Annotated in this window: 17 protein-coding genes; 16 read left to right on the top strand and 1 reads right to left on the bottom strand. The window is 37.7% G+C overall.

Annotation, left to right across the window (positions count from 1 at the left end):
- The first annotated feature begins 70 nt into the window (after positions 1-70).
- From tilS to GSB9_00976, 16 genes are all read left to right on the top strand, one after another.
- Positions 71-1,384 (top strand): tRNA lysidine(34) synthetase TilS, encoded by a 1,314-nt coding sequence (tilS, locus tag GSB9_00992; GenBank protein ID UKM64444.1) that lies wholly within the window; start codon positions 71-73, stop codon positions 1,382-1,384.
- A gap of 39 nt (positions 1,385-1,423) precedes the next feature.
- Positions 1,424-3,046 (top strand): adenine deaminase, encoded by a 1,623-nt coding sequence (gene ade / locus GSB9_00991; GenBank protein ID UKM64443.1) that lies wholly within the window; start codon positions 1,424-1,426, stop codon positions 3,044-3,046.
- A gap of 3 nt (positions 3,047-3,049) precedes the next feature.
- Entirely contained in the window at positions 3,050-4,006 is a 957-nt protein-coding gene (locus GSB9_00990; protein UKM64442.1) for an alpha/beta fold hydrolase, read from the top strand.
- A gap of 105 nt (positions 4,007-4,111) precedes the next feature.
- A complete protein-coding gene (locus tag GSB9_00989) occupies positions 4,112-4,567 on the top strand; it encodes a (2Fe-2S)-binding protein (GenBank protein UKM64441.1) in 456 nt (151 codons plus the stop codon).
- 13 nt (positions 4,568-4,580) lie between these two features.
- Positions 4,581-6,776, top strand: coding sequence for a molybdopterin-dependent oxidoreductase (locus GSB9_00988; protein ID UKM64440.1), 2,196 nt, complete (start codon positions 4,581-4,583; stop codon positions 6,774-6,776).
- A gap of 14 nt (positions 6,777-6,790) precedes the next feature.
- A complete protein-coding gene (locus tag GSB9_00987) occupies positions 6,791-7,813 on the top strand; it encodes an XdhC family protein (protein UKM64439.1) in 1,023 nt (340 codons plus the stop codon).
- A 10-nt stretch (positions 7,814-7,823) separates the two neighbouring features.
- The gene (locus tag GSB9_00986) at positions 7,824-8,450 is read left to right on the top strand and encodes a nucleotidyltransferase family protein (GenBank protein UKM64438.2); all 627 of its coding nucleotides are present in this window, start codon (positions 7,824-7,826) and stop codon (positions 8,448-8,450) included.
- Complete coding sequence (locus GSB9_00985; GenBank protein ID UKM64437.1) at positions 8,447-10,741, top strand: FdhF/YdeP family oxidoreductase; 2,295 nt, start codon at positions 8,447-8,449, stop codon at positions 10,739-10,741. The genes GSB9_00986 and GSB9_00985 overlap by 4 nt, the downstream gene beginning before the upstream one ends.
- A 159-nt stretch (positions 10,742-10,900) precedes the next feature.
- A complete protein-coding gene (nirB, locus tag GSB9_00984; protein UKM64436.1) occupies positions 10,901-13,420 on the top strand; it encodes a nitrite reductase large subunit NirB in 2,520 nt (839 codons plus the stop codon).
- Positions 13,421-13,482: 62 nt separating this feature from the next.
- Positions 13,483-13,860 (top strand): nitrite reductase small subunit NirD, encoded by a 378-nt coding sequence (nirD, locus tag GSB9_00983; GenBank protein ID UKM64435.1) that lies wholly within the window; start codon positions 13,483-13,485, stop codon positions 13,858-13,860.
- A 23-nt stretch (positions 13,861-13,883) separates the two neighbouring features.
- Positions 13,884-14,468, top strand: a complete 585-nt coding sequence (locus GSB9_00982; GenBank protein UKM64434.1) for a DUF4202 domain-containing protein — start codon at positions 13,884-13,886, stop codon at positions 14,466-14,468.
- A gap of 12 nt (positions 14,469-14,480) precedes the next feature.
- Positions 14,481-16,295: a type IV pili methyl-accepting chemotaxis transducer N-terminal domain-containing protein gene (locus GSB9_00981; GenBank protein UKM64433.1), complete on the top strand. Its 1,815-nt coding sequence runs from the start codon at positions 14,481-14,483 to the stop codon at positions 16,293-16,295.
- A 97-nt stretch (positions 16,296-16,392) separates the two neighbouring features.
- Entirely contained in the window at positions 16,393-17,067 is a 675-nt protein-coding gene (locus GSB9_00980) for a response regulator transcription factor (GenBank protein UKM64432.1), read from the top strand.
- Positions 17,068-17,361: 294 nt separating this feature from the next.
- The gene (locus tag GSB9_00979) at positions 17,362-18,852 is read left to right on the top strand and encodes an MFS transporter (GenBank protein ID UKM64431.1); all 1,491 of its coding nucleotides are present in this window, start codon (positions 17,362-17,364) and stop codon (positions 18,850-18,852) included.
- Positions 18,853-19,103: 251 nt separating this feature from the next.
- On the top strand, positions 19,104-22,625 hold the full coding sequence (locus GSB9_00977; protein ID UKM64429.1) for a molybdopterin-dependent oxidoreductase: 3,522 nt from the start codon (positions 19,104-19,106) through the stop codon (positions 22,623-22,625).
- On the top strand, positions 22,625-24,061 hold the full coding sequence (locus tag GSB9_00976) for a rubredoxin (protein UKM64428.1): 1,437 nt from the start codon (positions 22,625-22,627) through the stop codon (positions 24,059-24,061). Before GSB9_00977 ends, GSB9_00976 begins: the two co-directional genes overlap by 1 nt.
- Here the strand turns inward: GSB9_00976 and moaA are convergent, their stop codons facing one another.
- Positions 24,062-25,069: a GTP 3',8-cyclase MoaA gene (moaA, locus tag GSB9_00975; protein UKM64427.1), complete on the bottom strand. Its 1,008-nt coding sequence runs from the start codon at positions 25,067-25,069 to the stop codon at positions 24,062-24,064.
- Positions 25,070-25,097 lie beyond the last annotated feature (28 nt).

Raw genomic sequence — 25,097 nt, 5'->3', positions numbered from 1 at the left:
AATGATTTTAATCAATCATAATAACAAGAATCATTATTTTTAAAATAGGCAAAGTTGTATATTTGAAATCATGTTAAATCAACTCAAATCCCACATTGAAACCCATTTGCCTTTTTTGAATGACTCGAGGCTTTTAATAGCTGTTTCCGGTGGAATAGACAGTGTGGTTTTAACCTATCTGTGCCATGAACTGAATTTAGATATAGCTATGGCACATTGTAATTTTAGCTTGCGCGGAACAGAGAGTGATGCCGATGAAACTTTTGTAGAAGCCTTGGCCGAAGATTTAAATATAGAAGTTTTTTTGCAACGTTTTGATACTGAGCTGTATGCCGAGGCCAATAAACGTTCTATTCAAATGGCCGCACGCGAATTACGCTATAACTGGTTTGAGGAACTGTCAAGGCAATTAAAATACGATTATATTTTAACGGCCCATCATGCCGATGATAATCTGGAAACGTTTTTAATCAACTTTAGCCGTGGCACGGGCTTGGAAGGCTTAACCGGAATCCCCGAAATAAACGGACGGTTTGTAAGACCGTTGTTGCCGTTTTCAAGTGATGATATTGAACGGTTTGCCGAAAAAAACCGTATTAAATGGCGTGATGATAGCAGTAATAAATCGGTGAAATACCTACGCAACAAATTGCGTCACGAAGTCGTACCTATTTTAAAGCAAATCAACCCGAGTTTGTTGCAGAGTTTTCAATCTACTTTGAGTCACTTGGGCGATGCTTCAATAATCATCCATGAAACGATAGAAGCGTTTTTAGACAAGGCTGCAGAAAAAATGGAAAACGGGCAAATGCGTTACAAGATTTCAGAGTTTAAAGCCTTAAAGCATCCTAAAGCCTATCTTTTTGAAGTTTTTAAAGCTTACGGATTTAATGAATGGAACGATGTTGCCAACCTCTTGGATGCACAACCCGGCAAGCAACTGTTCTCTGCGCAATACAGATTGATAAAGGATAGGGAATACCTCTTGCTGGTTGAAAACCAAGAAAACAACATCACAGAAATTAAAGTTGAAAAGAAACAAAAGGAAGTAGAAATGCCAATGGGCGTGTTGTTTTTTGATGAGGTAGATGCCGTTCTCGAGGAAGATGCTAAAACAATTTTTGTGGATAGCGACAAGCTTCAATACCCTTTAATAATTAGAAAAAAGCAAGTTGGCGAAGTGTTTTATCCCTTAGGAATGAACGGAAAAAAGAAGAAATTAAGCAAGTATTTTAAAGATGAAAAATTTTCATTGCTCGACAAAGAAAATGCAAGGTTACTTTGTTCTGGGAATGCTATTGTTTGGGTGATTGGGCAGCGAGCAGATCATCGATTTCGGGTTGATAAAAACACCAAAAGCATTTTAAGAATAGAACTAAAATAAAGCACTATTCTCGAGGATTGTTCGAGAAGTACAAATAGGATGAGATTACAAGGCAACATTGTAGATATACCAAACCAACGCATTTTTAAAGGAGAAATAGTTTCTAAAAATGGCAAGATAATTTCTATTGAAGAAAAAAATCACACCAACAATACCTATATCCTGCCTGGTTTTATTGATGCCCATATTCATATTGAAAGTTCAATGCTTGTGCCCAGTGAATTTGCTAGAATAGCGGTAAAACATGGCACGGTGGCAACGGTTTCTGATCCGCATGAAATAGCCAATGTATTGGGGGTTGAAGGTTTGGAATTTATGATTAAAAACGGAAAACAAGTACCATTTAAATTCAATTTTGGTGCACCATCCTGTGTGCCGGCAACACATTTTGAATCGGCTGGGGCAACGATTAATTCAGAAGCTATTAAAGAATTACTGCAAAATCCAGATATCAAATATTTGGCAGAAATGATGAATTATCCCGGTGTTCTTTTTGAAGATGCTGAAGTAATGCAAAAAATAGCTTGGGCTAAACACTTTAAAAAGCCTGTCGATGGGCATGCACCGGGGGTTATTGGTGACGATATTTCAAAATACATTGAAGCAGGAATATCAACCGACCATGAATGTTTTACCAAAACAGAAGCCTTAGAGAAACTTCAAAAAGGCATGAATATATTAGTTCGTGAGGGCAGTGTCGCCAAAAATTTTGAAGCACTAATCGATTTGGTGCCCGAGCACTTTGAAAATATGATGTTTTGTAGTGACGATAAGCACCCCGACGATTTAATCTTAGGGCATATCAATCAGCTTTGTGCCCGTGCGCTAACGAAAGGAGTTGATGTGTTTAAAGTGCTCCAAATGGCGTGCATCAACCCGATAAAACATTACAATTTAGATATAGGAAATTTAAACATTGGTGATGATGCCGATTGTATTGTGGTTGAGGATTTAAAGGAATTCAAAATTCGTCAAACCTATATAAATGGCAATTTAGTTTTTGATAATGGTGAAACCTTGTTTGAAAAAATAAACTTTAACACCCCTAATAATTTTAACTGCAATAAAAAATCGGTGTCAGACTTTAAGATTCCGGTAACTTCAAAAAAATTACGTGTTATTGAAGCGCTCGATGGGCAATTAGTGACAAACGGCATTATCGCGCGGCCCAGAATTGAAAACGGATTTTGGGTTTCAGATACAAAAACTGATATTTTGAAAATAGTGGTTGTAAATCGATATCAAAATCAAAATCCTGCTTTGGCATTTATTAAGAATTTTGGGTTGAAGGAAGGTGCTATAGCCTCTTCGGTAGCCCACGACTCTCATAATATTATTGCGGTTGGCGTTTCAGATGAAGCCATTTGTAAAGCGATTAATTTAGTTATTGAAAACAAAGGTGGTATTTGCGCCATTTCCAATACTCAAGAAAAAATACTTCCGCTTCCCGTGGCCGGAATTATGAGCGATAAAGACGGTAAAACGGTTGCAAAAGCATATGCCGAGTTAGATGGCATGGCTAAGCGCATGGGAAGTACTTTAAATGCACCTTATATGACCTTGTCGTTTATGGCTCTTTTGGTTATTCCGTCATTAAAACTCAGCGATAAAGGGGTGTTTAACGGAACCGATTTTAAATTCACATCGTTAGAAGTAAACTAATTTATGCCAATAATTGATTCAACTTACAAACCGCGTTTTTATTTTAAAAACGGATTTATATCAACGGTTTATTCTGGATTAATAAGAAGGGTTTCTATCAAGCAGCAGCGCGAACGTATTACCTTGGAAGATGGCGATTTTTTGGATTTAGACTGGAGTCATTCCAAAGCGAAAACCTCAAAACTCATCATTCTGCTCCATGGGTTGGAAGGTAATGGTCAACGTCCATATATGACTGGAACAGCAAAACTTTTTAATGAGCATGGTGTGGATGCCGTTTGTGTGAATTTTAGAGGTTGCAGTGGTGAAGATAACTTAAAATTTAGCAGTTACCATTCTGGCTTTACTGAGGATTTAGATGCCGTAATACAGCATATTTTAAAGGCTGAAAACTATTCCGAAATCTATTTGAAAGGTATTAGCTTGGGAGCCAATATTATATTAAAATATTTAGGTGAGCGTGATGCTGTTCCGCCTCAAGTAAAAGCTTCAGTTGCTGTTTCGGTGCCATGTTATTTGACAGGGTCGGCAAAAGCTTTACATACTTTTAAAAACAAACTGTATCATGATAGATTTTTAAAACACTTGGTTAAAAAACTGAAATTAAAACAAGGAAAGTACTCTGAAATACTCACGGCTGAAGATTTAAAATCAATACAAACCTTGAGCGATTTCGATACAGTTTATACAGCTAAGGCACACGGATTTAAAAGCGCACAAGACTATTACCAAAAGAGTAGTAGTTTACAATTTTTGAACAATATAAAGGTGCCGACTTTAATAATTAATGCGCTTAACGATTCATTTTTATCCCCAGAATGTTACCCTGTAAAGGAAGCCAAAAAAAATAAACATCTTTATTTGGAAATGCCTAAATATGGTGGTCATGCAGGGTTTGTTGATAAAAATAATGTTTATTATAATGAGCAAAAGGCACTTGAGTTTATGCTAAACCATTAAAAATTTTCAAAATACTATATCAGCTATATTTTTTTGTATTTTTAGAGGGATTGTTTTGATATCTATTTTTGATGTTGCCAACACTTTAAATAAATATATATAAATATGCCTTCTTATAATTTAAGTATTAACAATACATCCTATTCTATAACTGTCGATGCAGATACCCCTATACTTTGGGTTTTACGTGACCATATAGGCCTTCTGGGGACCAAATATGGTTGCGGCATTGGCATGTGTGGTGCCTGTACCGTTCATCTCGATGGAAGAGCCGTAAGGAGTTGCCTCTTGCGTATTTCTGCAATTGGAGATTCAAAAATAACCACAATCGAAGGACTTTCAGAGGATGGAAGCCATCCTGTACAGCAAGCCTGGTTAGAACACGATGTGCCGCAATGTGGGTATTGCCAAAGCGGTCAGATGATGAGTGCTTCTTCACTTTTAAAAGATAATCCCAATCCAACAGATGAGGATATAGATACTGCAATGAATGGGAATATTTGTAGATGCGGCACGTACATCAGGATAAAACAAGCCATCAAAACGGCTTCTAAACTTTAAACCTTCAGAAATCATGACAAAAGTAAAAACACAATATAATCGTCGTTCTTTTTTGAAGATATCTGCAGCGGCCGGAGGTGGTATGCTAATTGGGTTTAGTTGGTTTACGGGTTGCATTTCTGATAAAAATATAAAAGAAACCATAGCCATTCCAAATGAATGGTTTGAAATAAACGGCTTTATAAAGATTGGCGACACAGGTTTGGTGACTATTTACTCGCCAAACCCAGAAATTGGACAAAACGTTAGAACATCAATGCCCATGATTGTTGCCGAAGAGTTGGATGTAGATTGGAACAATGTAATGGTAGAACAAGCACCTCTAAATAACGGTTTTTATAACAATCAGTTCGCAGGAGGAAGCCAATCTATTAGGAGGGGCTGGGATGCACTGCGCATGGCTGGAGCTACGGGAAGAAGAATGTTTTTGGAAGCTGCGGCAAAAGAATGGGGGGTTCCGGTAGCAGATTTAACGGTTTCTCAAGGGATTATAAAAGAAAAAAATGGTGAAAGAACCATAGGTTATGGAGATATAGCATCAAAAGCCATTGATGTTGAAATTCCCGAGGAAGTTGAATTGAAAAACATTAAAGATTTTAAGATTATAGGTCATAGCAAAAAAAATGTTGATGGCTTAAAAATAGTAACAGGAAAACCTCAATTTGGTATTGATTTTAAAAGAGAGGGCATGAAATTGGCTATGATTGAACATTCGCCTGCTTTTGGATTGAAAATCAAGAGTTTTAATGAGGAGGAAATAAAAAGAATGCCTGGAGTTAGTGATGCATTTATTATAGATACTTCAATTAATAACTCAAACGACTCTGGTAAAAACGGTTATCATCAACATATTGCTATTATTGGAGATTCTACATGGCAGCTCATAAAGGCCAAAAAAGCCTTAAAGGCCAATTGGGAAGTGGTTAATGAACTGGAAAATTCCGAAATGCATAGGGTGCAAATGGAAGAGGGTTTGTCATCAAAAAAGATTAAAATAGACAGAAAAGATGGTAACCCAGATGCTGCATTCAGTAAAGCCCAAAAAGTGATTGAGCGCACTTATAGTTCCCCGTTTTTGGCTCACAATACCATGGAGCCTATGAATTTCTTTGCCAACGTAACAGAGGGCTCTGCTGAATTAATAGGACCTACACAAACTCCCGGAGGTTTAGAAAATGCGGTTTCTAAATTACTTGATTTACCAGTTGAAAATATTAGCGTAAATATGACTAGAATAGGAGGTGGGTTTGGTAGAAGGTTATATACGGATTTTGGTGTCGAAGCTGCGGCCATTTCAAAAAAGATAGGTGCTCCTGTAAAACTTATCTATACTAGAGAAGATGATATGACTAAGGGAATATATCGCCCTGCTTATTTATCAACTTACAAGGCAGGTTTGGATGAAAATAATAGATTGATTGCTTTTTCGGTTAAGGGAACCGGTTTGCCATCACCTGCCATATTTTCAAATCGATTTCCTGCGGGTACTGTTGAGAATTATCAAGCAGCATCAATAAAAGGAAATACCAACATTACAACAGGAGCCTGGCGTGCACCAAGATCTCATTTTGCGGCTGCAGCAGAGCAGGCATTTTTAGATGAGGTTGCTGAATTGGCGGGAAAAGACCCTATTGACTTTAGGTTAGAGTTGTTTGAGCAAGCAAAAAATAATCCTGTAGGCGAAAAGAACGATTACGATGCTCAGCGTTATGAAGGTGTATTAAAATTGGTTAAAGAAAAATCGAATTGGGGCGAAGTTAAACCTGGGGTTTACCGAGGAGTTGCCGCCTATTTTTGTCATAATTCTTATGTTGCTGAGGTGGTAGATGTTGTTTTAAAGGATAATCAACCCAAAGTAAAAAAAGTTTGGTGCGCCGTTGATTGTGGTATTGTAATAAACCCTGATGCGGCAAAAAACATGATTCAAGGAGGTGTTATTGATGGTATTGGTCATGCTATGTATAGTCAGTTAACTTTTGAAAAAGGTTCGCCGGTACAAAATAATTTTGATAGTTATCAAATGATACGTCATTCACAAGCTCCTGAAGAAATAGAGGTGTTTTTTGTAGAAAACGAAATTGATCCAACAGGATTGGGTGAGCCTGGACTTCCGCCCGCCATAGCAGCTTTAGCAAATGCACTTTATAAAGCTACTGGAAAGCGATATTACAATCAGCCATTTATGGTGTCTGAACCTATTTTAGGTTAAAATGCAACGAATAAATGACGCACGAATTTAAAAAAATTGTTTCCAAAGCATTCAAAGCCCAAAAAAATAAACTTCGCTCTGTGCTTGCAACTGTGGTGGCTTTAGATGGTTCATCATACAGAAGGCCGGGTGTAAGAATGCTAGTTCTTGAAAACGGAGATATGGTTGGAGCTGTTAGTGGAGGTTGTGTGGAGAAAGAAATAGTATTACAATCGGAAGAAGTTTTTAAAACGGGAAACCCTAAAATAATGACTTATGATGGTAAGTATCGTTTGGGGTGCGAAGGCGTATTGTATATACTCTTGGAACTGTTCCAACCAAACCCTGATTTCGAAGAAATGTTTTTCGAGAGTCTAAAAAAGCGAAATGGATTTCACGTTCGCTCTTTTTTTAGTAAAACGGCTGGATGTGTTTCTGGAATAGGGTCGTTCGTTACTTTAAATAATAAAATATTTTCAGTACAAGGGATAGATTTAAAATATGTAGAGCAACCAAATTTATCAGTTTTTGAACAGCATATGCCACCTTGTTTTAAACTTGTGATTCTTGGGGCAGAGCACGACGCTGTTCAGCTATGTAAATATGCAGCATTAACAGGTTGGGAAGTAACAGTAGTCTCTGGTTATAATGAAAGTAAAAGCATTAAAAATTTTCCTGGTGCCAATGAATTTTTTACTATCTCGCCAGAGGAAGCCTCTGAATTGTTAATAGATAATCAAACCGCTTTGGTGGTAATGACCCATAATTTTGCCAAGGATCTTCGTTATTTGGTAACCTTGAAAAATACTGTGCCGGTTTATATTGGTATTCTTGGTCCAACAAAACGTAAGGAAGAGTTATTGTCCCAGTTTATTGAATATTGTCCTGAAATAAATAGTGGTTTTTTAGATAATATCCACGGACCTGCAGGTATTGATATAGGCTCCGAAACACCACAAGAAATTGCTGTTTCTATCATTTCAGAAATACTGGCGGTTACTCGAAAACGAGATACGATTTCTTTGAGTAAAAAATCGGGAAAGATTCATGAAAGTTAAAACTCACTTCATGAAAAAACCATCCCCTAACATAGCCATAGTTGTTTTGGCGGCTGGTGCTTCCCGTCGTATGGAAAAAGTCAAGCAGTTGCTCCCTTGGGGCGATGTTACCCTCGTTGAACATGTTATTCGTACAGTTTTAAGTGTTAAGGCTAATACCAGTGCAGTAGTTTTAGGCGCTAATAGCGATATTGTTAACCCCCAACTTAAAGAATACCCAATAACTATTATTAAGAACGAGCGCTGGAAAGAAGGGATGAGTAAGTCAATATCTAAGGCGACTTTATTTTTTTTGGATAGGAAGCCTAGGCCAGATGGCATAATGTTTATTTTAGCAGATCAACCTTTTGTAACATCAACGTATTTGAGTGAGATGATAAATTCTTTTACGCCTAATAAAAAGCAAATTTTGGCGACTCGTTATAAAGATGGAAAAAAAGGAGTGCCTGTGGTTTTTGATAAGTATTATTTTAAAGAATTAGCAGATTTAAAAGGCGACAAGGGAGCAAAAATAGTTTTGGAAGCGCATAACGTATGCGTTCAAATTTTGGACGCTCCTTTTGTTAACATGGACATCGATTTAAAAGAAGATTACGAAAAGGCCATAGAAACCAAAAACAAAAAAGATAAAGCATGAGTTTGTCCTCTAAAGATAAAGCCAAAACACCCGAAGTCTTTTTAGATTTAAGGATTACCAAACCTGCTGAAAATACTGCAGGTTTCAAGGCTATAAAATCTGCTGCCGGACACGTTTCTAAATACATGAATCCAGCCGCCGCTTTTAAATTATCAACGAAAATCAATCAGAAAGGTGGTTTCGATTGTCCAGGTTGTGCATGGCCAGACCCCGATGATGAACGGTCGTCATTGGGCGAATATTGTGAAAACGGTATAAAGGCAATTGCCGAGGAAGCCCAGAACAAAACTATTGGAGCCGATTTTTTTAAAAAACATTCAGTAGATGAAATAGCCGGTTGGTCCGATTTCGAAATAGGGAAATCTGGGCGATTGGCAGCGCCCATGTTTTTAGCAAAAGGAGCTACACATTACCAACCCATTTCTTGGGAATCAGCATTTAAAAAGGTTGGAGAGCATTTAATTGCGCTCAACTCTCCCGATGAGGCTGTATTTTATACCTCAGGAAGAACAACCAACGAAGCCGCTTTTTTATATCAGTTGTTTGTGCGCGAATATGGTACATCTAATTTACCCGATTGTTCCAATATGTGTCACGAAGCGAGTGGCAAGGCGCTTTCAGAGACTTTAGGCATAGGTAAAGGGTCGGTAACATTGGACGATTTGCACAAAGCCGAAGTGGTTATGGTTATTGGGCAAAACCCCGGAACCAACCACCCTAGAATGCTCACAGCTTTGGAGAAATGTAAAAAAAACGGTGGTAAAATTATAGCCATAAATCCTTTGCCCGAAGCTGGTTTAATAAAATTCACCAACCCGCAAAGCCCGTTAAAGATGGTGACAGGAGGAACACAAATAGCCGATGTGCATGTGCCAATTACAATTAATGGTGATGTGGCTTTTACAAAAGCTATTTTGTTGAAGCTTTTAGAAAAGGAAGAACGATTGGGGAATGTTTTCGATAAGGATTTTATTGAAGAGCATACGCATGGTTTGGATGCTTTTATTTCAGATTTAAAAACTTATAATTTTGAAGACTGTCTGAAATCATCGGGAGTTTCAAGCGAAATTTTTGATGAGGTTTTCAATTTAATACTGAATAACAACAAAATTATTTGCTGCTGGGCTATGGGCTTGACACAGCACGAAAACGCTGTGGATAACATACGGGAGCTCGTAAATTTATTGCTTTTAAAAGGGAGCATTGGCAAGGAGGGGGCAGGTACTTGCCCGGTGCGCGGCCATTCTAATGTGCAGGGAGACAGAACAGTTGGGATTTGGGAAGCCGCTCCGCAGGCTTTTTTAGATAAAATTGAAACCAAATACGGATTTAAACCCAGTAATAATCATGGATATTCGGTGATTGATGCCATAAAGGCGATGTATGAAAACAAGGCCAAAGTCTTTTTTGGTTTGGGTGGAAACTTTATTTCAGCGGTTCCCGATACGTATTATTCGGCACAAGCTTTGGCCAATTGTAAGTTAACGGTACACGTTAGTACAAAATTAAACCGGTCGCATTTAGTAACGGGTAAAGAGGCGCTCATTCTACCTTGTTTAGGGCGCACAGAAAAAGATTATCAAAAAACAGGACTTCAAATTCAATCTGTGGAGAATTCTATGGGCATCGTATCCTCCACTAATGGGGTTTTAGAGCCGTGTTCAAAATCATTGCTTAGCGAGGTGGCAGTGGTCTGTGGTGTGGCGAGTGCTACTTTAAAGGGGCGTTCTAAAATAAATTGGTTGGCTTATAAGGACGATTATAATTTAGTACGCGACGATATTGCCGATGTTGTTGATGGTTTCAATAATTTTAACGAACGTATTAAAGAACCAGCAGGGTTTTATTTGCCTAACGGAGCCCGTGTTAGAAAATTTAAGACCAAAACGGGAAAGGCTAACTTTTCTATCAATAAATTACCCGATTGGAAGCTAAAGAAAAATGAATTAATGATGATGACCATCCGAAGCCACGACCAATTTAATACGACTATTTATGGCTTAAACGATAGGTATCGTGGAATTTTTAATGAAAGACGTGTTGTTTTAATGAATCCTGAAGATATGAAAGTCCGTGGATTGGAAGAACGTCAAGCGGTTCATTTAAAATCGGTTTATGATGGCGAAACAAGATTTGTTAAGAATTTTAAAGTTGTTGGCTACGACATTCCCAAAAATTGCTGCGCCACGTACTTTCCAGAAACCAACCCTTTGGTTCCGTTAAATAGTTTTGCACATACCGCTAAAACTCCTGCGTCAAAGAGTGTGGCTATAAGTATTGAGGTTATTTAGGGTTTCGGTAAAATCCAAACCGTTTAATTTATTAAAAAGCAATTATCTTTATTTCAATTTGAGAAAATGACAATAATTTGACTACTTAGTAAAATTTATAAGCAAAACGCATATTAAATTAAGTATAAATACTTAGATTTGCTTAATAAATACTTAGATATGCAAAAAATTATTGTAGTTGGAAACGGTATGGTTGGCTACAAATTCTGCGAAAAATTAGTAGAGCAACCAGAAAGTAAGAATTTTAAAATTACTGTTTTTGGTGAGGAGCCAAGGCCAGCTTATGATAGGGTTCATTTAAGTGAATACTTTGGGAATAAAGATGCCAAAGCGCTGGAAATGGCGCCACGAGAGTGGTATGAGGAGCACGGTATTGAGCTTATAACCAACGAGCGGATTACCGATATCCATAGGTCTTCCAAAAAAGTTACATCTTCAAAAGATATCAATTATAAATATGATTATTTGGTCTTGGCTACAGGGTCTTCGCCTTTTGTTCCAAACATTGATGGCATTGAGAAAAAAGGTGTTTTTGTTTACAGAACAATCGAGGATTTGGAAGACATGTTAGCCTATGCCGATAAAATTCAACAGGGACGCGACGAAAAAATTAAAGCGGCTGTTTTAGGTGGTGGTTTATTAGGTTTAGAAGCAGCGAAAGCAGTTATGGATATGGGCTTTGAGCCTCATGTTGTTGAGTTTGCTCCTAAATTGATGCCTAGGCAATTAGATACACGAGGTAGTAAAGTACTTCAGGAAAAGATAGAGTCTATTGGGATAAACGTTCACCTTTCAAAAGCTACCAATAAAATTTTGGGAGATGGGGCTATTACTGGAATGGAGTTTGGCGAGTATGACAAGATAGATGTTGAAATGCTTGTTGTTTCTGCTGGTATTAGGCCAAGAGATGAGTTGGCAAAAACCTGTAGTCTTGAAATGGGTACGCGAGGTGGTATTGTGGTAAACAATAAGATGCAAACTTCAGACCCGGAAATTTTTGCAATTGGTGAGGTAGCCTTGTTCAACCAGATGATTTACGGTTTAGTGGCACCGGGTTACGATATGGCCGATGTTGCAGTCAACCAAATTATAGGTAATACGGATGTGGTGATGGATGATGATATCGATATGTCAACAAAACTGAAGTTGATTGGTGTTGATGTAGCAAGTTATGGTGTGCCGTTTATGCCTGTTGAGAAAGGGTACTCAATCATTTTTGAGAATAAAACCAAAAACCTTTACAAGCGTATAAATGTTAGTCATGATGGAAAAAAATTGCTTGGAGGAATACTAATAGGTGATGCCAGTGATTATAATATGTTCCATCAAATTTATCTAAATGGATTACCCATACCAGAAGATGCTGAGGAATTAGTGATTGGTACACGCGGCGAGGGCGATTCTTCGTTTGGAAGTGTGTTGGATATTCCAGATGTTGCGCAGGTTTGTTCTTGCGAGAGTGTTACCAAGGGCGATATTTGCTGCTCGATAACCGATGGCGATAGCAAAAACTTGGGGGATGTTATCCAAAAAACCAAAGCAACTACGGGTTGTGGCGGTTGTAAACCTATGGTGGTCGATTTGGTTAACGAAACGCTTAAATCACTTGGGCAGGAAGTTAAAGAAGAACTTTGTGAACATTTTAGCTTTAGCCGTCAAGAACTTTACGATTTGATAAAAGTCAATGGCGTGGCCGATTACGAAGAGGCACTTGATTTATTTGGTGAAGGGCATGGTTGCGAGATTTGTAAACCGGCATTGGCCTCTATATTTGCAACCATTACTATGGAGACGCCAAATAAACAACCGGTTATACAAGATACCAATGATCGATTTTTGGCCAATATCCAACGCAACGGTACGTATTCAATAGTGCCAAGGGTTGCGGGTGGCGAAATTACTCCAGAGCATTTAATTGTTCTTGGTGAAGTTGCCAAAAAATACGATTTATATACAAAAATTACTGGCGGACAACGTATTGACTTATTCGGAGCACAAATACACCAATTACCAGTAATTTGGAAAGAATTGATTGATGCCGGTTTTGAAAGTGGCCATGCCTACGGAAAATCGTTGCGTACGGTTAAAAGTTGTGTAGGCTCTACATGGTGTCGCTATGGTATGCACGAAAGTGTATCATTTGCCATAGAGATTGAAAACAGGTACAAAGGATTGCGCTCGCCACATAAATTAAAAGGTGGAGTTTCAGGGTGTATCAGGGAATGTGCTGAGGCCAGAGGTAAAGATTTTGGATTGATAGCCGTTGAGGGTGGATGGAATTTATATGTATGCGGAAATGGTGGTGCCACGCCAAAACATGCCGTGCTTTTTGCAGAGCAATTGGATGACGAAACTGCCATAAAATACTTAGATAGGTTCTTGATGTATTATATTAAAACCGCCGGACCTTTGGTAAGAACGGCCCCTTGGTTAGATAAATTGGAAGGCGGTATTGAGTACTTAAAAGAAGTGGTTATTGAGGACTCATTAGGTATTGCTGAAGATCTTGAAAAAGAAATGCAAGGCCTTATTGGGAAATATGAGTGTGAATGGAAACAAGCCATTGAAAACCCTGAAATGATGAAGCGCTTTAAGCATTTTGTGAACTCAGATGATACTGATGACAACTTGGAGTTTGTACCATTGCGAGAGCAAAAAATGCCTAAAGCTTGGAATTAAAAAATAAAGCCTGACCCTAAGGTAGCACACAAAAAAGTTTAAAAAAACAACACATTGTAATTATGCAAGATATTTTAGAACAGTACAAAACGGTGGCCGAACCAGATGTAAAAGAGTGGTTTAAAGTAGGTTTGATTGAAGATTTTCCACAAAATAGCGGGGCTTGTATAAAGTACAAAACCAAGCAGATAGCGGTTTATAATTTTACCAGAACGGGCAAGTGGTACGCCACGCAAAATTTGTGTCCGCATAAAATGGAAATGGTTCTGTCCTTAGGTATGATAGGCGATAAAGATGGTATTCCTAAAGTGGCCTGTCCCATGCACAAAAAGAATTTTTCGTTGGAAGACGGAAGTAACCTTGGTGGCGAGGATTTAAAAATTGCAACTTATCCTGTTAAAATTGAAAAAGGAAATGTGTATATTGGCTTTTCGGATTAACGATTAGTACAAAATACAGCATTATGAAACCAACCAGATTTGAAACCGCCATAGCTTTAATAGATGAAAAAAACCGTCAAGATACCAATACTTACGATGTTTTTGGTATAAAATATCCAAAAGAACTGTTGTATTCGCAGCGTATGACCCGGAAGCTTTTGCGGTTTGAGCCTAACGCTTCAAAAGCATTGCAAATTGCAGCACGCGCACAGCATATTTGTCGTTGGAAAATTGCCAGGGATGAATATCCAATGGACCGCGTGGGGTATTTAAAATGGCGAGAAACCTTAAAAAAAATGCATGCTGAATTAACTGCCGAGATATTGAATCAAGTTGGTTATGACGATCAGTTTATAGAGCGTGTTTCGTTTTTAATAAACAAAAAACTCATAAAGAAAAATGAAGAGTCCCAAGCGTTGGAAGATACCATTTGTTTGGTTTTTTTAGATTATTATTTTGAGGAGTTTGCCCAAAAACACGAAGACGAAAAAGTAATTGATATTTTAAAAAAAACCTGGGTTAAAATGTCTGATAAGGGGCATGCGGAAGCGCTAAAATTGCCCTTTTCGGAAAAAGGTTTGGCACTCGTAAAACAGGCGATATCCTAAATAGTAAAACAAATGGCAAAAAGCGGTAATTCATTAGACCAACGTACGTTTAATAAATTAAGCCGTTTATACGTAATAGCTTTAAGTGCCATTGCTGTTTCGGTTATTGCTAGTCAAATTCTTATACGAAATCACCTAAACGACCAACAGAGCGATTCTTCGGTAATTAATGTGGCCGGTAGGCAGCGTATGCTAAGCCAAAAACTAACAAAAGATGTGGTTTCTCTTTCAGCAGAACCTGTCTCAGAAAAAAGGTTGCTGCTAAAAGATAAGATTAAGGAAACCCTACATATTTGGGAAGTTTCGCATCATGCACTTCAACATGGCAACGACAGTTTGGGGCTGCCAAAAGAAAATAGTAAAGTGGTTACACAAAAGTTTAAGGCTTTAAACCCGGTTTTCGATACCATTTCTAATGCAACAAAGTCCATTATAGAAAAAATCGAGAATGTACCACCTTTGCCTGTTAGTGCTTTTCAATCTGACATAGAAAAGGTAAAGGCTAACGAAGACGATTTTCTTGCCATGATGGATGATATTGTAAATCAATATGATTTTGAAGCTGATAAAAAAGTGGATTGGCTCCGAGACCTCGAGATTTGGCTAATGGGCTTTACGTTACTCATCCTGTTGGGTGAATTTATGTTTATTTTCTGGCCTACGGCTAAAAGTGTAAAAAATACATTGGCTGAGTTGTTATCTGCAGAACAGCGTGCCAAAAAAATGGCCAAGGATGCTGATGAACTAAGTATTTCAAAAGAGAAATCCATTAAAGAATTGCGGGCTTTAAGTCATGCGATGGACGAAACCTTGTTGTTCGCTAGAATTTTGCCCAATGGCCAATTGGTACACATGGGTAACAAGTTTTCAAGATTGTTTAAGTTTTCAAAATTTGGTAAAAATACACTGATTTGGAATGTGCTCTCAACGGTTGAAAACGAACAACTAGCCGTTGAAGACATCATTTCCAAAAATAAAAAAACAGGTTGGCAAGGTGAGGTTAAGGCAACAACCAAAAATGGCGAAGATGTATGGCTAGAAATGGCTATAATTCCATTTAGCCCAACAGAAGATAAGTCACAGTTGCTAATAATAGCATCGGAAATTACAGAGCGTAAAAAAGCGCAATTGGAAATAGAACGGCTTACAAAACAGAGCTTTGAGGAGAAAATGAGCCAACAAAAAATAATTTCCAGTAAAATAATTGAAAACCAAGAAAAAGAACAAAATAGAATTGCCAAAGATGTCCATGACGGTATTGGGCAAATGCTAACGGGGTTAAAATATAATTTGGAAAGTATCGATGCCAAAGATGTAGAAAAGGCAACCGCTAAAATAGAGCACTTAAAAGCGCTTACATCAAATATAATAAAAGGCGTACGTACGGCTACTTTTAATTTAACACCGCCAGAGTTAACAGACCACGGTATTGTACCTGCAATAGCCAAATTGACCCAGGAGTTGACCAGGCTTACTGGAAAAGAAATTGTGGTTTTTAATAAAACGGATTTCAATCAAAGGTTAGATTCGTTAGCCGAAATAAATATTTATAGGATTGTTCAGGAGGCCATAAATAACGCCATAAAATATGCCGATTCAACGCATATTATCGTGGCATTGTCCCATAGCCAAAACATATTGAGCATTGTAATTGACGATAATGGGAAGGGCTTTGAGCCTTCAAAAGTGAAAAAAATAAAGAATGGCGATGGCGGCATGGGAATGACTTTTATGCGCGAACGTATAAACTATATTGGAGGGCGCTTGTTCCTTAATTCTGAGGTAGGTAGTGGGACGCGTGTAACTCTTAATATCCCAATAAATTAAAAATACTTACTTTTTTAGAAAATACTTATTTTTGTTTTACGGAAATAAAAATTTCATGTGTTGGTAATGGCAGCACTTTAAATAAAATTAAAATATTATGAAAGACGTTATTAATGTAATTCTTGCTGATGACCACGTTTTGGTTAGGGATGGTATTCGGGCGCTTCTAGAGGATCAATCAGGTATTGTTGTAATCGATGAGGCTTCCAATGGAAAAGAGGCTTTAGAGATAGTGGAAAAGAACAAGCCAAACGTGTTGATTGTCGATATTAGAATGCCAGAGATGAATGGAATCGAAGTTGTTGGTGAAATTAATAAACGTCATAAGGATGTAAAAACGTTAGTATTGTCCATGCACGATTCTGAAGAATATGTTGTTAAGGCCATTGAAGCTGGGGCTGATGGTTATTTGCTAAAGGGGGCTAGCAAGGAAGAATTTTTAAAAGCTCTGAACAATGTGGCTTCGGGTGGTAAATATTTTACAGGAGACGTGTCTGCCATAATCATGAATAACTTTGTAAATGGAAATACAAATACCGCGACCACCCAAATCTCCAAAAAGGAGCCTAAAGAAATGCCTTTTAAGTTAACGAGGCGAGAAAAGCAAATTCTTGATTTAGTACTTCAATTGAAAAATAATAAAGATATAGCCGAAGAGCTACAAATCAGCAAGAGAACCGCCGAAGTGCATCGCTTTAATCTCATGAAAAAGCTTGAGGTGAAAAATTTAATGGAACTCACTAATAAAGCAAAAGAGTACGATTTGGTCTAGTTTTATGCCAACTTGCTTAAGTAAACAGGTGTGATATTATTTAAAAAGCTTTTGTTTTAAGTTACGCTGTGCTTTGCTATGTAGTATTTGTCTTTTTTTCATTTATTTTTGGATGTAATTCTTTCATTTTTTATTAAATATTCAAAAATTATCACTCGAAATTATCAATCTGATATAAATACGTAGATACTTAATTTTTTAGGTTTAAAATTAAGTATAAATACTTAGTTTTGCTCTAGGAAAACATAGGGTTTCTGTCTTTTTAAAATTTATAAACCTAAAAATTATATAGTAATGAAAGTGACAAAAGGAGCTAACAAAACGTTGTTTATTAATACATTATCTTTTACGTTTTGTTTTGCTGCATGGCTATTGAACGGAATATTGGTAACTTTTTTAGTAGACAATCAAGTATTTAACTGGAGTGCTGTAGAAATAGGTTGGCTAATAGGTATCCCCGTGTTAACCGGTGCAATTTTTAGATTACCAGCAGGTGTTTTAACCGATAAATTGGGTGGTAAACCTGTTTTCACGGGACTTTTACTACTCTGTGCTGTCCCTATGTACTTGTTGTCTTTTGCTAATGGATTTTGGTCGTTCGCGCTCTGTAGTTTAGGATTTGGTATTGCGGGGGCTAGTTTTGCAGTAGGTATAGCTTTTTCATCAATTTGGTTTCCTAAAGAAAAGCAGGGCTTAGCTTTAGGCATTTTTGGTGCCGGGAATGCCGGTGCGGCCATTACGACTTTAATTGGACCTAAACTTTTAGATGTTCTAACCGATGGAAAGACGAACCTTGAAGGATGGAGGGATATGCCTAAGATTTATGCTGCTTTTTTAGTGCTCATGGCTATAGTGTTTTTCTTTTCAACAAAAAATAAAAAACCAGCATCAAGTACCAAGAGTTTAGCTGGTATGATGCAGCCGCTAAAGAGTGTGCGTGTTTGGAGATTTGGATTATATTACTTTTTGGTTTTTGGGTGTTTTGTTGCTTTTGCTGGTTGGTTGGTGCCATATTACACTAATGTATATGCATTGGATTTAGCTACCGCAGGACTTTTGGCATCATGTTTTAGTTTACCGTCCGGTGTTATTAGAGCTTTTGGTGGGTGGTTGTCCGATAAATTCGGAGCTCGAAAAGTGATGTATTGGGTGCTTGGAGCTTCATTAGTTTTTAGTGCTACTCTAATTATTCCAAGGATGGATATTTATGCTGCTGGCAAAGGTGTAATGGCTAAATCTTCTGGAGTGGTTACCGATGTAACATCAACTTATATTGAATTGGAAGGAAAAAAGTATCCGCTTAAAGGTAAAACCGATAAGTTGGCATCTCTTGAAAACGATTTCAATATTTTTCCTGTTAAAGAATCTTGGCAACAAGCCGTAGTGAAAAAAGGTGATATGGTTAAAAAGAAAGAATTGATTGCAGAGGGAAAAACGCATATATATTTTCAAGCAAACCTTTGGATATTTGCAATTATAGCCATTATTATAGGCTCTGTTTGGGGGATAGGTAAAGCCGCAGTTTATAAACATATTCCGGATTACTTTCCGGAAGAAGTTGGTGTTGTAGGTGGTATGGTTGGTGTTCTAGGTGGATTGGGAGGCTTCTTTTGTCCAATAATATTCGGTTACCTTTTAGAGGGTACGGGCCTTTGGTCGAGTTGTTGGATTTTAATGTTTTTACTATCGGCAATTTGTTTAATCTGGATGCATAGGGTTGTACAAAGAATGGTTAATAAAGCAACACCTCAATTGGTCAATAAATTTGAGAAAAGTATAGATTAAAAAGTGGTTTATGTCGTAAAAAATGAATTTTGTGATAAAAAACGAAATGAATATTTCGCTTTTTTTTGGTAAATCGATAAAATCATTCATGTGTAATTATTAATACTGTATTTTTCAATGGTTGCTTATTTATATGTATAAAAATTAAGTATAAATACTTAATTTTACAATAAAGAAAATGGGGACGTTAATACAATTATTGATTTTTTAATGTTAGTTAAAGAATCTTTTTATTTAAAATGTTTGTCTAAATGGTAAAAAACGAAGTAAAAACAACATGTTCTTATTGTGGTGTAGGTTGTGGTATTGTGGTTAAAAAAGACAATAATGACAAAATTTTTGTTGAAGGCGACAAAGACCACCCTGTAAACAAGGGCATGCTATGCTCAAAAGGCATGAACCTGCATTATGTGGCCAATGACGTTTCCGATAGGATTTTATATCCCGAAATGCGTTGGAGTCGTTCGCACCCGCGTGAGCGTGTGAGCTGGGACGATGCCTTAGATAGAGCGGCAAGTGTTTTTAAATCCATTATAAAAAAACATGGTCCTGATAGCGTAGGTTTTTATGTATCTGGACAGAGTTTAACCGAAGAATATTATATAGCTAATAAACTTACTAAAGGGTTTTTGGGCACTAATAATATCGATACCAACTCGCGCTTATGTATGAGTTCGGCCGTTGTAGGTTACAAGAAAACATTTGGGGAAGATAGTGTGCCTATTTCATACGAAGATATTGAATTGGCCGATTGTTTTTTGATAACTGGAGCAAACCCCGCATGGTGTCACCCTATTTTATTCAGAAGAATAGAAAAGCGCAAAGAGGAAAATCCCGATGTGAAAATTATTGTGGTAGATCCCCGTAAAACAGATTCGGCGAACTTTGCAGATTTACACTTGCAATTACTTCCAGGAACTGATGTTATACTTTACAATGCCATAGGAAGATGCTTGTATAAGCGTGGTTTGATTGATGAAGATTTTATAAATAAACATACTGAGGGCTTTGACAATTACAAAGAGTTGATTTTTAAAACTTCTTTAAAGCAAGCCTCAAAATTATGTGGTGTTCCTGAAAAGGATATTAGAAAGGCGGCGGATATTATAGGGCTTTCAAAAGGGTTTATCAGTATGTGGGCCATGGGACTTAACCAGAGTGTTGTGGGTACCGATAAAAATGTGTCGTTGCTCAACCTTTCGTTGATTACTGGGAAAATTGGAAAACCAGGTTCGGGGCCGTTTTCATTGACCGGGCAGCCCAATGCCATGGGCGGTCGTGAAGTAGGAGGGATGGCGAATCTTTTAGCGGTACATAAAGATTTGATGAATGAAGAGCACCGTCGCGAAGTTGCTCAGTTTTGGGGGGTTGATAAAATTAACCCAAAGCCAGGATTGACAGCAACCGAAATGTTCGATGCACTTGAAAGCGGTAAAATGAAAGCTGTTTGGATAGCTTGTACCAACCCATTGGTAAGCATGCCAAATTCACACCGTATTGAACAGGCCATGAAAAACGCCAAGTTTGTCGTAGTTCAGGATATTTCCCATAAATCGGATACGGTCGTTCATGCCGACTTGGTTTTACCGGCTGCTGCATGGTTGGAAAAAGAAGGTACTATGACGAATTCGGAACGTAGAATTTCATATTTACCCAAAGAAATAAACGCACCGGGAGAGGCAAGACCGGATGTTGAAATATTCTGCGATTTCGCTCGTAGAATGGGCTTTAGGGGGTTCAACTATAACAGTTCGGAAGAAATATATGATGAGTATGCCTCGATGACAAAGGGAACAAACATTGATGTTTCTTTTTTGAATTATGAACGGTTAAAAACCGAAGGAACGTTCCAATGGCCAGTACCGGAATATAGACACAAAGGAACGCCGAGGCTTTTTGAAGATAAACAGTTTTATACGCCGTCAAAAAAAGCACAGTTCAATTTACCTAGCCATATAAAAAATACATCAGTACAGCCTAATGATGATTTTCCTTTGGTATTGACAACCGGAAGAATTCGCGACCAATGGCATACCATGACCAAAACAGGTAAAGTATCACGGCTAAAAACACATTACCCTACGCCTGTTCTCGAAATCAACCCTGTTGATGCGTATTTGAACAAGATAAAAGACGGCGATATTACCGAAATAAAAAGTGAAAATGGTATAGTTAGAGTACGTGCAAAAGTCACCGACGATATTAAAAAGGGCGTGGTGTTTTTGCCCATGCATTGGGGCAAACAGCTTCAAAGCGATTTAAATAGGGCTAACAATTTAACCAATACGCATGTAGACCCAACTTCAAAAGAACCAGATTTTAAGTTTACACGGGTTTCGGTTTCAAAATATAAAAAAGAGGCAGAAAAAATAATCATTGCTGGAGCTGGCGCGGCGGCTTTTAGATTTGTTCAGAACTATAGGGAGTATAATGAAACCGATGAAATACATGTGTTTTCAAAAGAACCCAATTTGTTTTATAACCGCGTATTGTTGCCCGAGTATGTAACAGAAGAATTAAGTTGGGAGCAGTTGTTGAAGATTAAACAAATGGAGTTGGCCAAGCTTAATATCCATTGTCATCCAGAAACTTACATTACCGAGATAGATAAGCAGAGCAAAAGCGTTACCGATAGTAACAACAAATCTCATAGTTTCGATAAACTGATTCTTGCTACGGGAAGTCGGGCTTTTATCCCAAAAGACGTTCAGATTGATTTACCGGGGCGTTTCACGATGCGAAACAAACGAGATGCTGATGAATTTAAAGCATATTTAGATGCTACCGGATTACCGCCCGAAGAGCAACATGTAGTTATTGTTGGAGGTGGTTTACTCGGGCTAGAGTTGGCAGCGGCCATGAAACATAAAAACGTTAAGATAACGATTGTGCAGCGTGGTTCGCGTTTAATGGAGCGGCAGTTAGACAAGGTTTCTAGTAAATTATTGGCCTTGGATGTTCAAGAACGCGGTATCCAAATTTACTTCGATAATGAGGTGAGTACGGTTTTTGACGATGAGGATACTGGCGAATTAAATATCACCTTAAAGAGTGGAAAGTTTATAACCGCTAATGCTATTGTTTATGCTATTGGAACCATTCCAAATGTTGAAATAGCCAGAGAAAATGGTATTGTTTGTAGTAGGGGCGTTAAGGTTAACCAACATTTGCAATCGTCGCACCCCAATATTTTTGCCATAGGTGAAATCGCTGAATTTAATAATCAATTGTTCGGCATTACATCGGCTGCCGAAGAACAGGCCAATATCTTAGCTAACTTTATTGCAGGCGACATCAGTTGCTCGTATAATGGTTCAGTATTGATGAACATTTTAAAATTCAATGATTTAAATCTATGTAGCATTGGTGAAATAAATGTTCCTGAGAATGACGATAGTTATGAAGAAATCATATTTACCGATATTAAAAAGCGCTATTATAAGAAGTGCATCGTAAAAGACGACTTATTGGTTGGAGCGGTTTTAATGGGCGATAAAAACGAGTTTGCCGAATTTAAAACCATGATAGAGAGTAAAATTGAAATGGCCGAAAAGCGAAACACCTTATTGAGGGGCGCTTCAAATAACGAACCCGTAATAGGTAAATTGGTATGTTCGTGTAGCCAAGTCGGGGCCGGAAATATTGAAGAAGCCATAGCAAAGGGCTGTACCGATTTTACAGAGTTGTGTAATAAAACGGGCGCCGGATTAGGCTGTGGAAGTTGTAAAACAGAGGTTAGGGAAATCCTTCATAATTCAAAAGTATTAGCATAATGGAAGAACCATACAGATTAAGAATAAACGGCGGTGTGCTTTCACCGGGCGAGCTTAAATATATTTGTGAAGCGGCAGAGGCACTTGGTTTAGATGCCATATCTTTTGGGTCTCGCCAAGATATTATTTTCCCGGAAAAAATTGATGAAAGTAAGTTTGATGAGTTCGACAAAATAAAATTTGTAAAACCCAAACGAGATGGTGTAGAAAACATTGCATCGTCATATGTGTCTGCTGAGATTTTACCCAGTACATCATGGCTTACCAGTGACAGGTATTTGTACGTTATCGAGCAGTTTAAGCACAAACCTAAATTACGTATTAATGTTACAGATCCCAAGCAGCGTTTGGTACCTTTGTTTACAGGAAATGTAAATTTTATAGCTTCGGAGCACGAAGACTATTGGTACCTTTACGTTAGGCTACCTGAGTGGAAAAAAACAGTAATGTACCCAGCATTGGTTTACAGTTGGGATATGGACAAAATAGAACATGCCATTGAGGATGTTTTGCAAGAAGAACCAGAAAATATTGAAACCCTCTTTGAACTGGTTAGTGATGCTGTTGACACCAACAACCGTACGGTAGATAAACCTTTAGATGTGCCGTTTTACCCATTTCCTTATTACGAAGGGATGAACCGAATTGGAACCGATAGGTATTGGCTTGGGCTTTATTGGCGGAACAACCGTTATGATTTAAAGTTCTTGAAAGCTATGTGCGATTTGTGTTCAGATAGTAAAATTGGTAAAATATCCATTACACCCTGGAAATCTTTTATTGTTAAGGGGATTCCTCTAAAATCGAAGCTGCAATGGGAAAAGTTTTTGGGGAAATTCGGCATCAATGTGCGCCATTCTATGTTAGAAATGAATTGGCATTTACCAGTGAACGACAAAGAGGCGCTTAACTTGAAAAAATACTTAGTGACTAATTTCGACCAAAATGATATTAGTACTTACGGTCTAACCTTTGGAATAACCAGTTTTGATAGCGATACCTATAATTTTACATCAATTGTTATCGAAAAAAATAAGAAACCAGAAGCTATTGGCGATTTTAAAATACGAGATACTTATAACCTCTTGTATGCCAAAAATTTCGACCCTAATACCCGTAAATATATTTTACATGTTCAGGATGTCGATAAGGTAGAGTTGCCTGGTTTGTTAATGGAATTAAGTCAGTTGTATTTTGAGCAATTAGGAAATGAACGTACTGAAGAGGAAATTTCAAAACCACTAAAGGAAATTGTTGAAGAAGAAGTGCACCAATGCTCAGAATGTTTGACGGTTTATAACAAGGCTTATGGCGATGTTACTCAAGGCATAGAACCTAACACGCCTTTTGAAGATTTACCTGCAACATACGAATGTTCGCTATGCGAAGCGCCCAAAAGTAGTTTTGAAAAAAAAGTATTGAATAAACAGGTTTAGTTAGCCTCCAATAGCAATCATGCTACGGTTGTTGTTATGACGCTTGGGTTCTTTTAATTTCTTAAGTGTATCCATGCCCCCACGCATTTTTAATTTAGCTAGAACCGCTTTTTTAATGATGGGCTCAATGGGTTTTCCTGTTCTGAAAGATGTCAATAAATCAGATTCTGAAGAAGAAAACAAACAGTTTTTTAATTGTCCGTTGGCCGTTAAACGCAGTCTGTTGCAGGAATCGCAAAACGGATTGGTAACGGAGCTGATAACTGCAAAACTGCCCTTATAACCTTTTATTTTATAGTTTTTTGATGTGTCGTTTGGAGCGTCTTGCAATCGGACAATATCGTTTTTAGAGAATGCACTGTTCACATGCTTCATAACTTCAGCATAGCTCACCATTTTGCTCATATCCCATTTATTGCCATCAAAAGGCATAAATTCAATAAAGCGAACCGAAACGGGTAAATCTTTAGTGAATTTTATAAAATTGATAATTTCATTATCGTTGAAGCTTTTCATTAAAACGGCATTCACTTTAACAGTAAAGCCTTCTTTTACCAATAGTAAAATATTGTCATAAACTTTTTTAAAATCGTTGCGGCGGGTAATGTGTTTAAATTTATTTATATCGAGCGAATCTAGGCTAACGTTAATTTTATTGACACCGGTCGTTTTTAAAACATCAATAAATTTATCGATAATCACCGCATTCGAAGTTATGGAAAGCTCCACGGGAAGGGTGGCCAATTTTTCTAAAATAACGGGAAGGTCTTTTCTAACCAAGGGTTCTCCGCCTGTCAATCTAATTTTATTAACACCGTGTTTTACAAAGGTTTTGGCGATATCGTAAATTTCCTCGTAAGTCATTAAGTGACTTTTTGGTGACAACGGAATGCCTTCCTCGGGCATGCAATAGGTGCATCGCAGGTTGCAACGTTCGGTAAGCGAAATACGCAAATAGGTGTGCTCCCTGCCAAATTTATCTTCTAATATTTTTAAATCCTTCTTCATTTATTTTCGTTCTAACAACTAACAACTA

This window comes from Flavobacteriaceae bacterium GSB9, from assembly GCA_022749295.1.
In the GTDB taxonomy this organism is placed as follows: domain Bacteria; phylum Bacteroidota; class Bacteroidia; order Flavobacteriales; family Flavobacteriaceae; genus Flavisericum.
The sequence above is the reverse complement of the archived record's forward strand: the minus strand, read 5'-3'. Positions and strand labels throughout refer to the sequence as shown.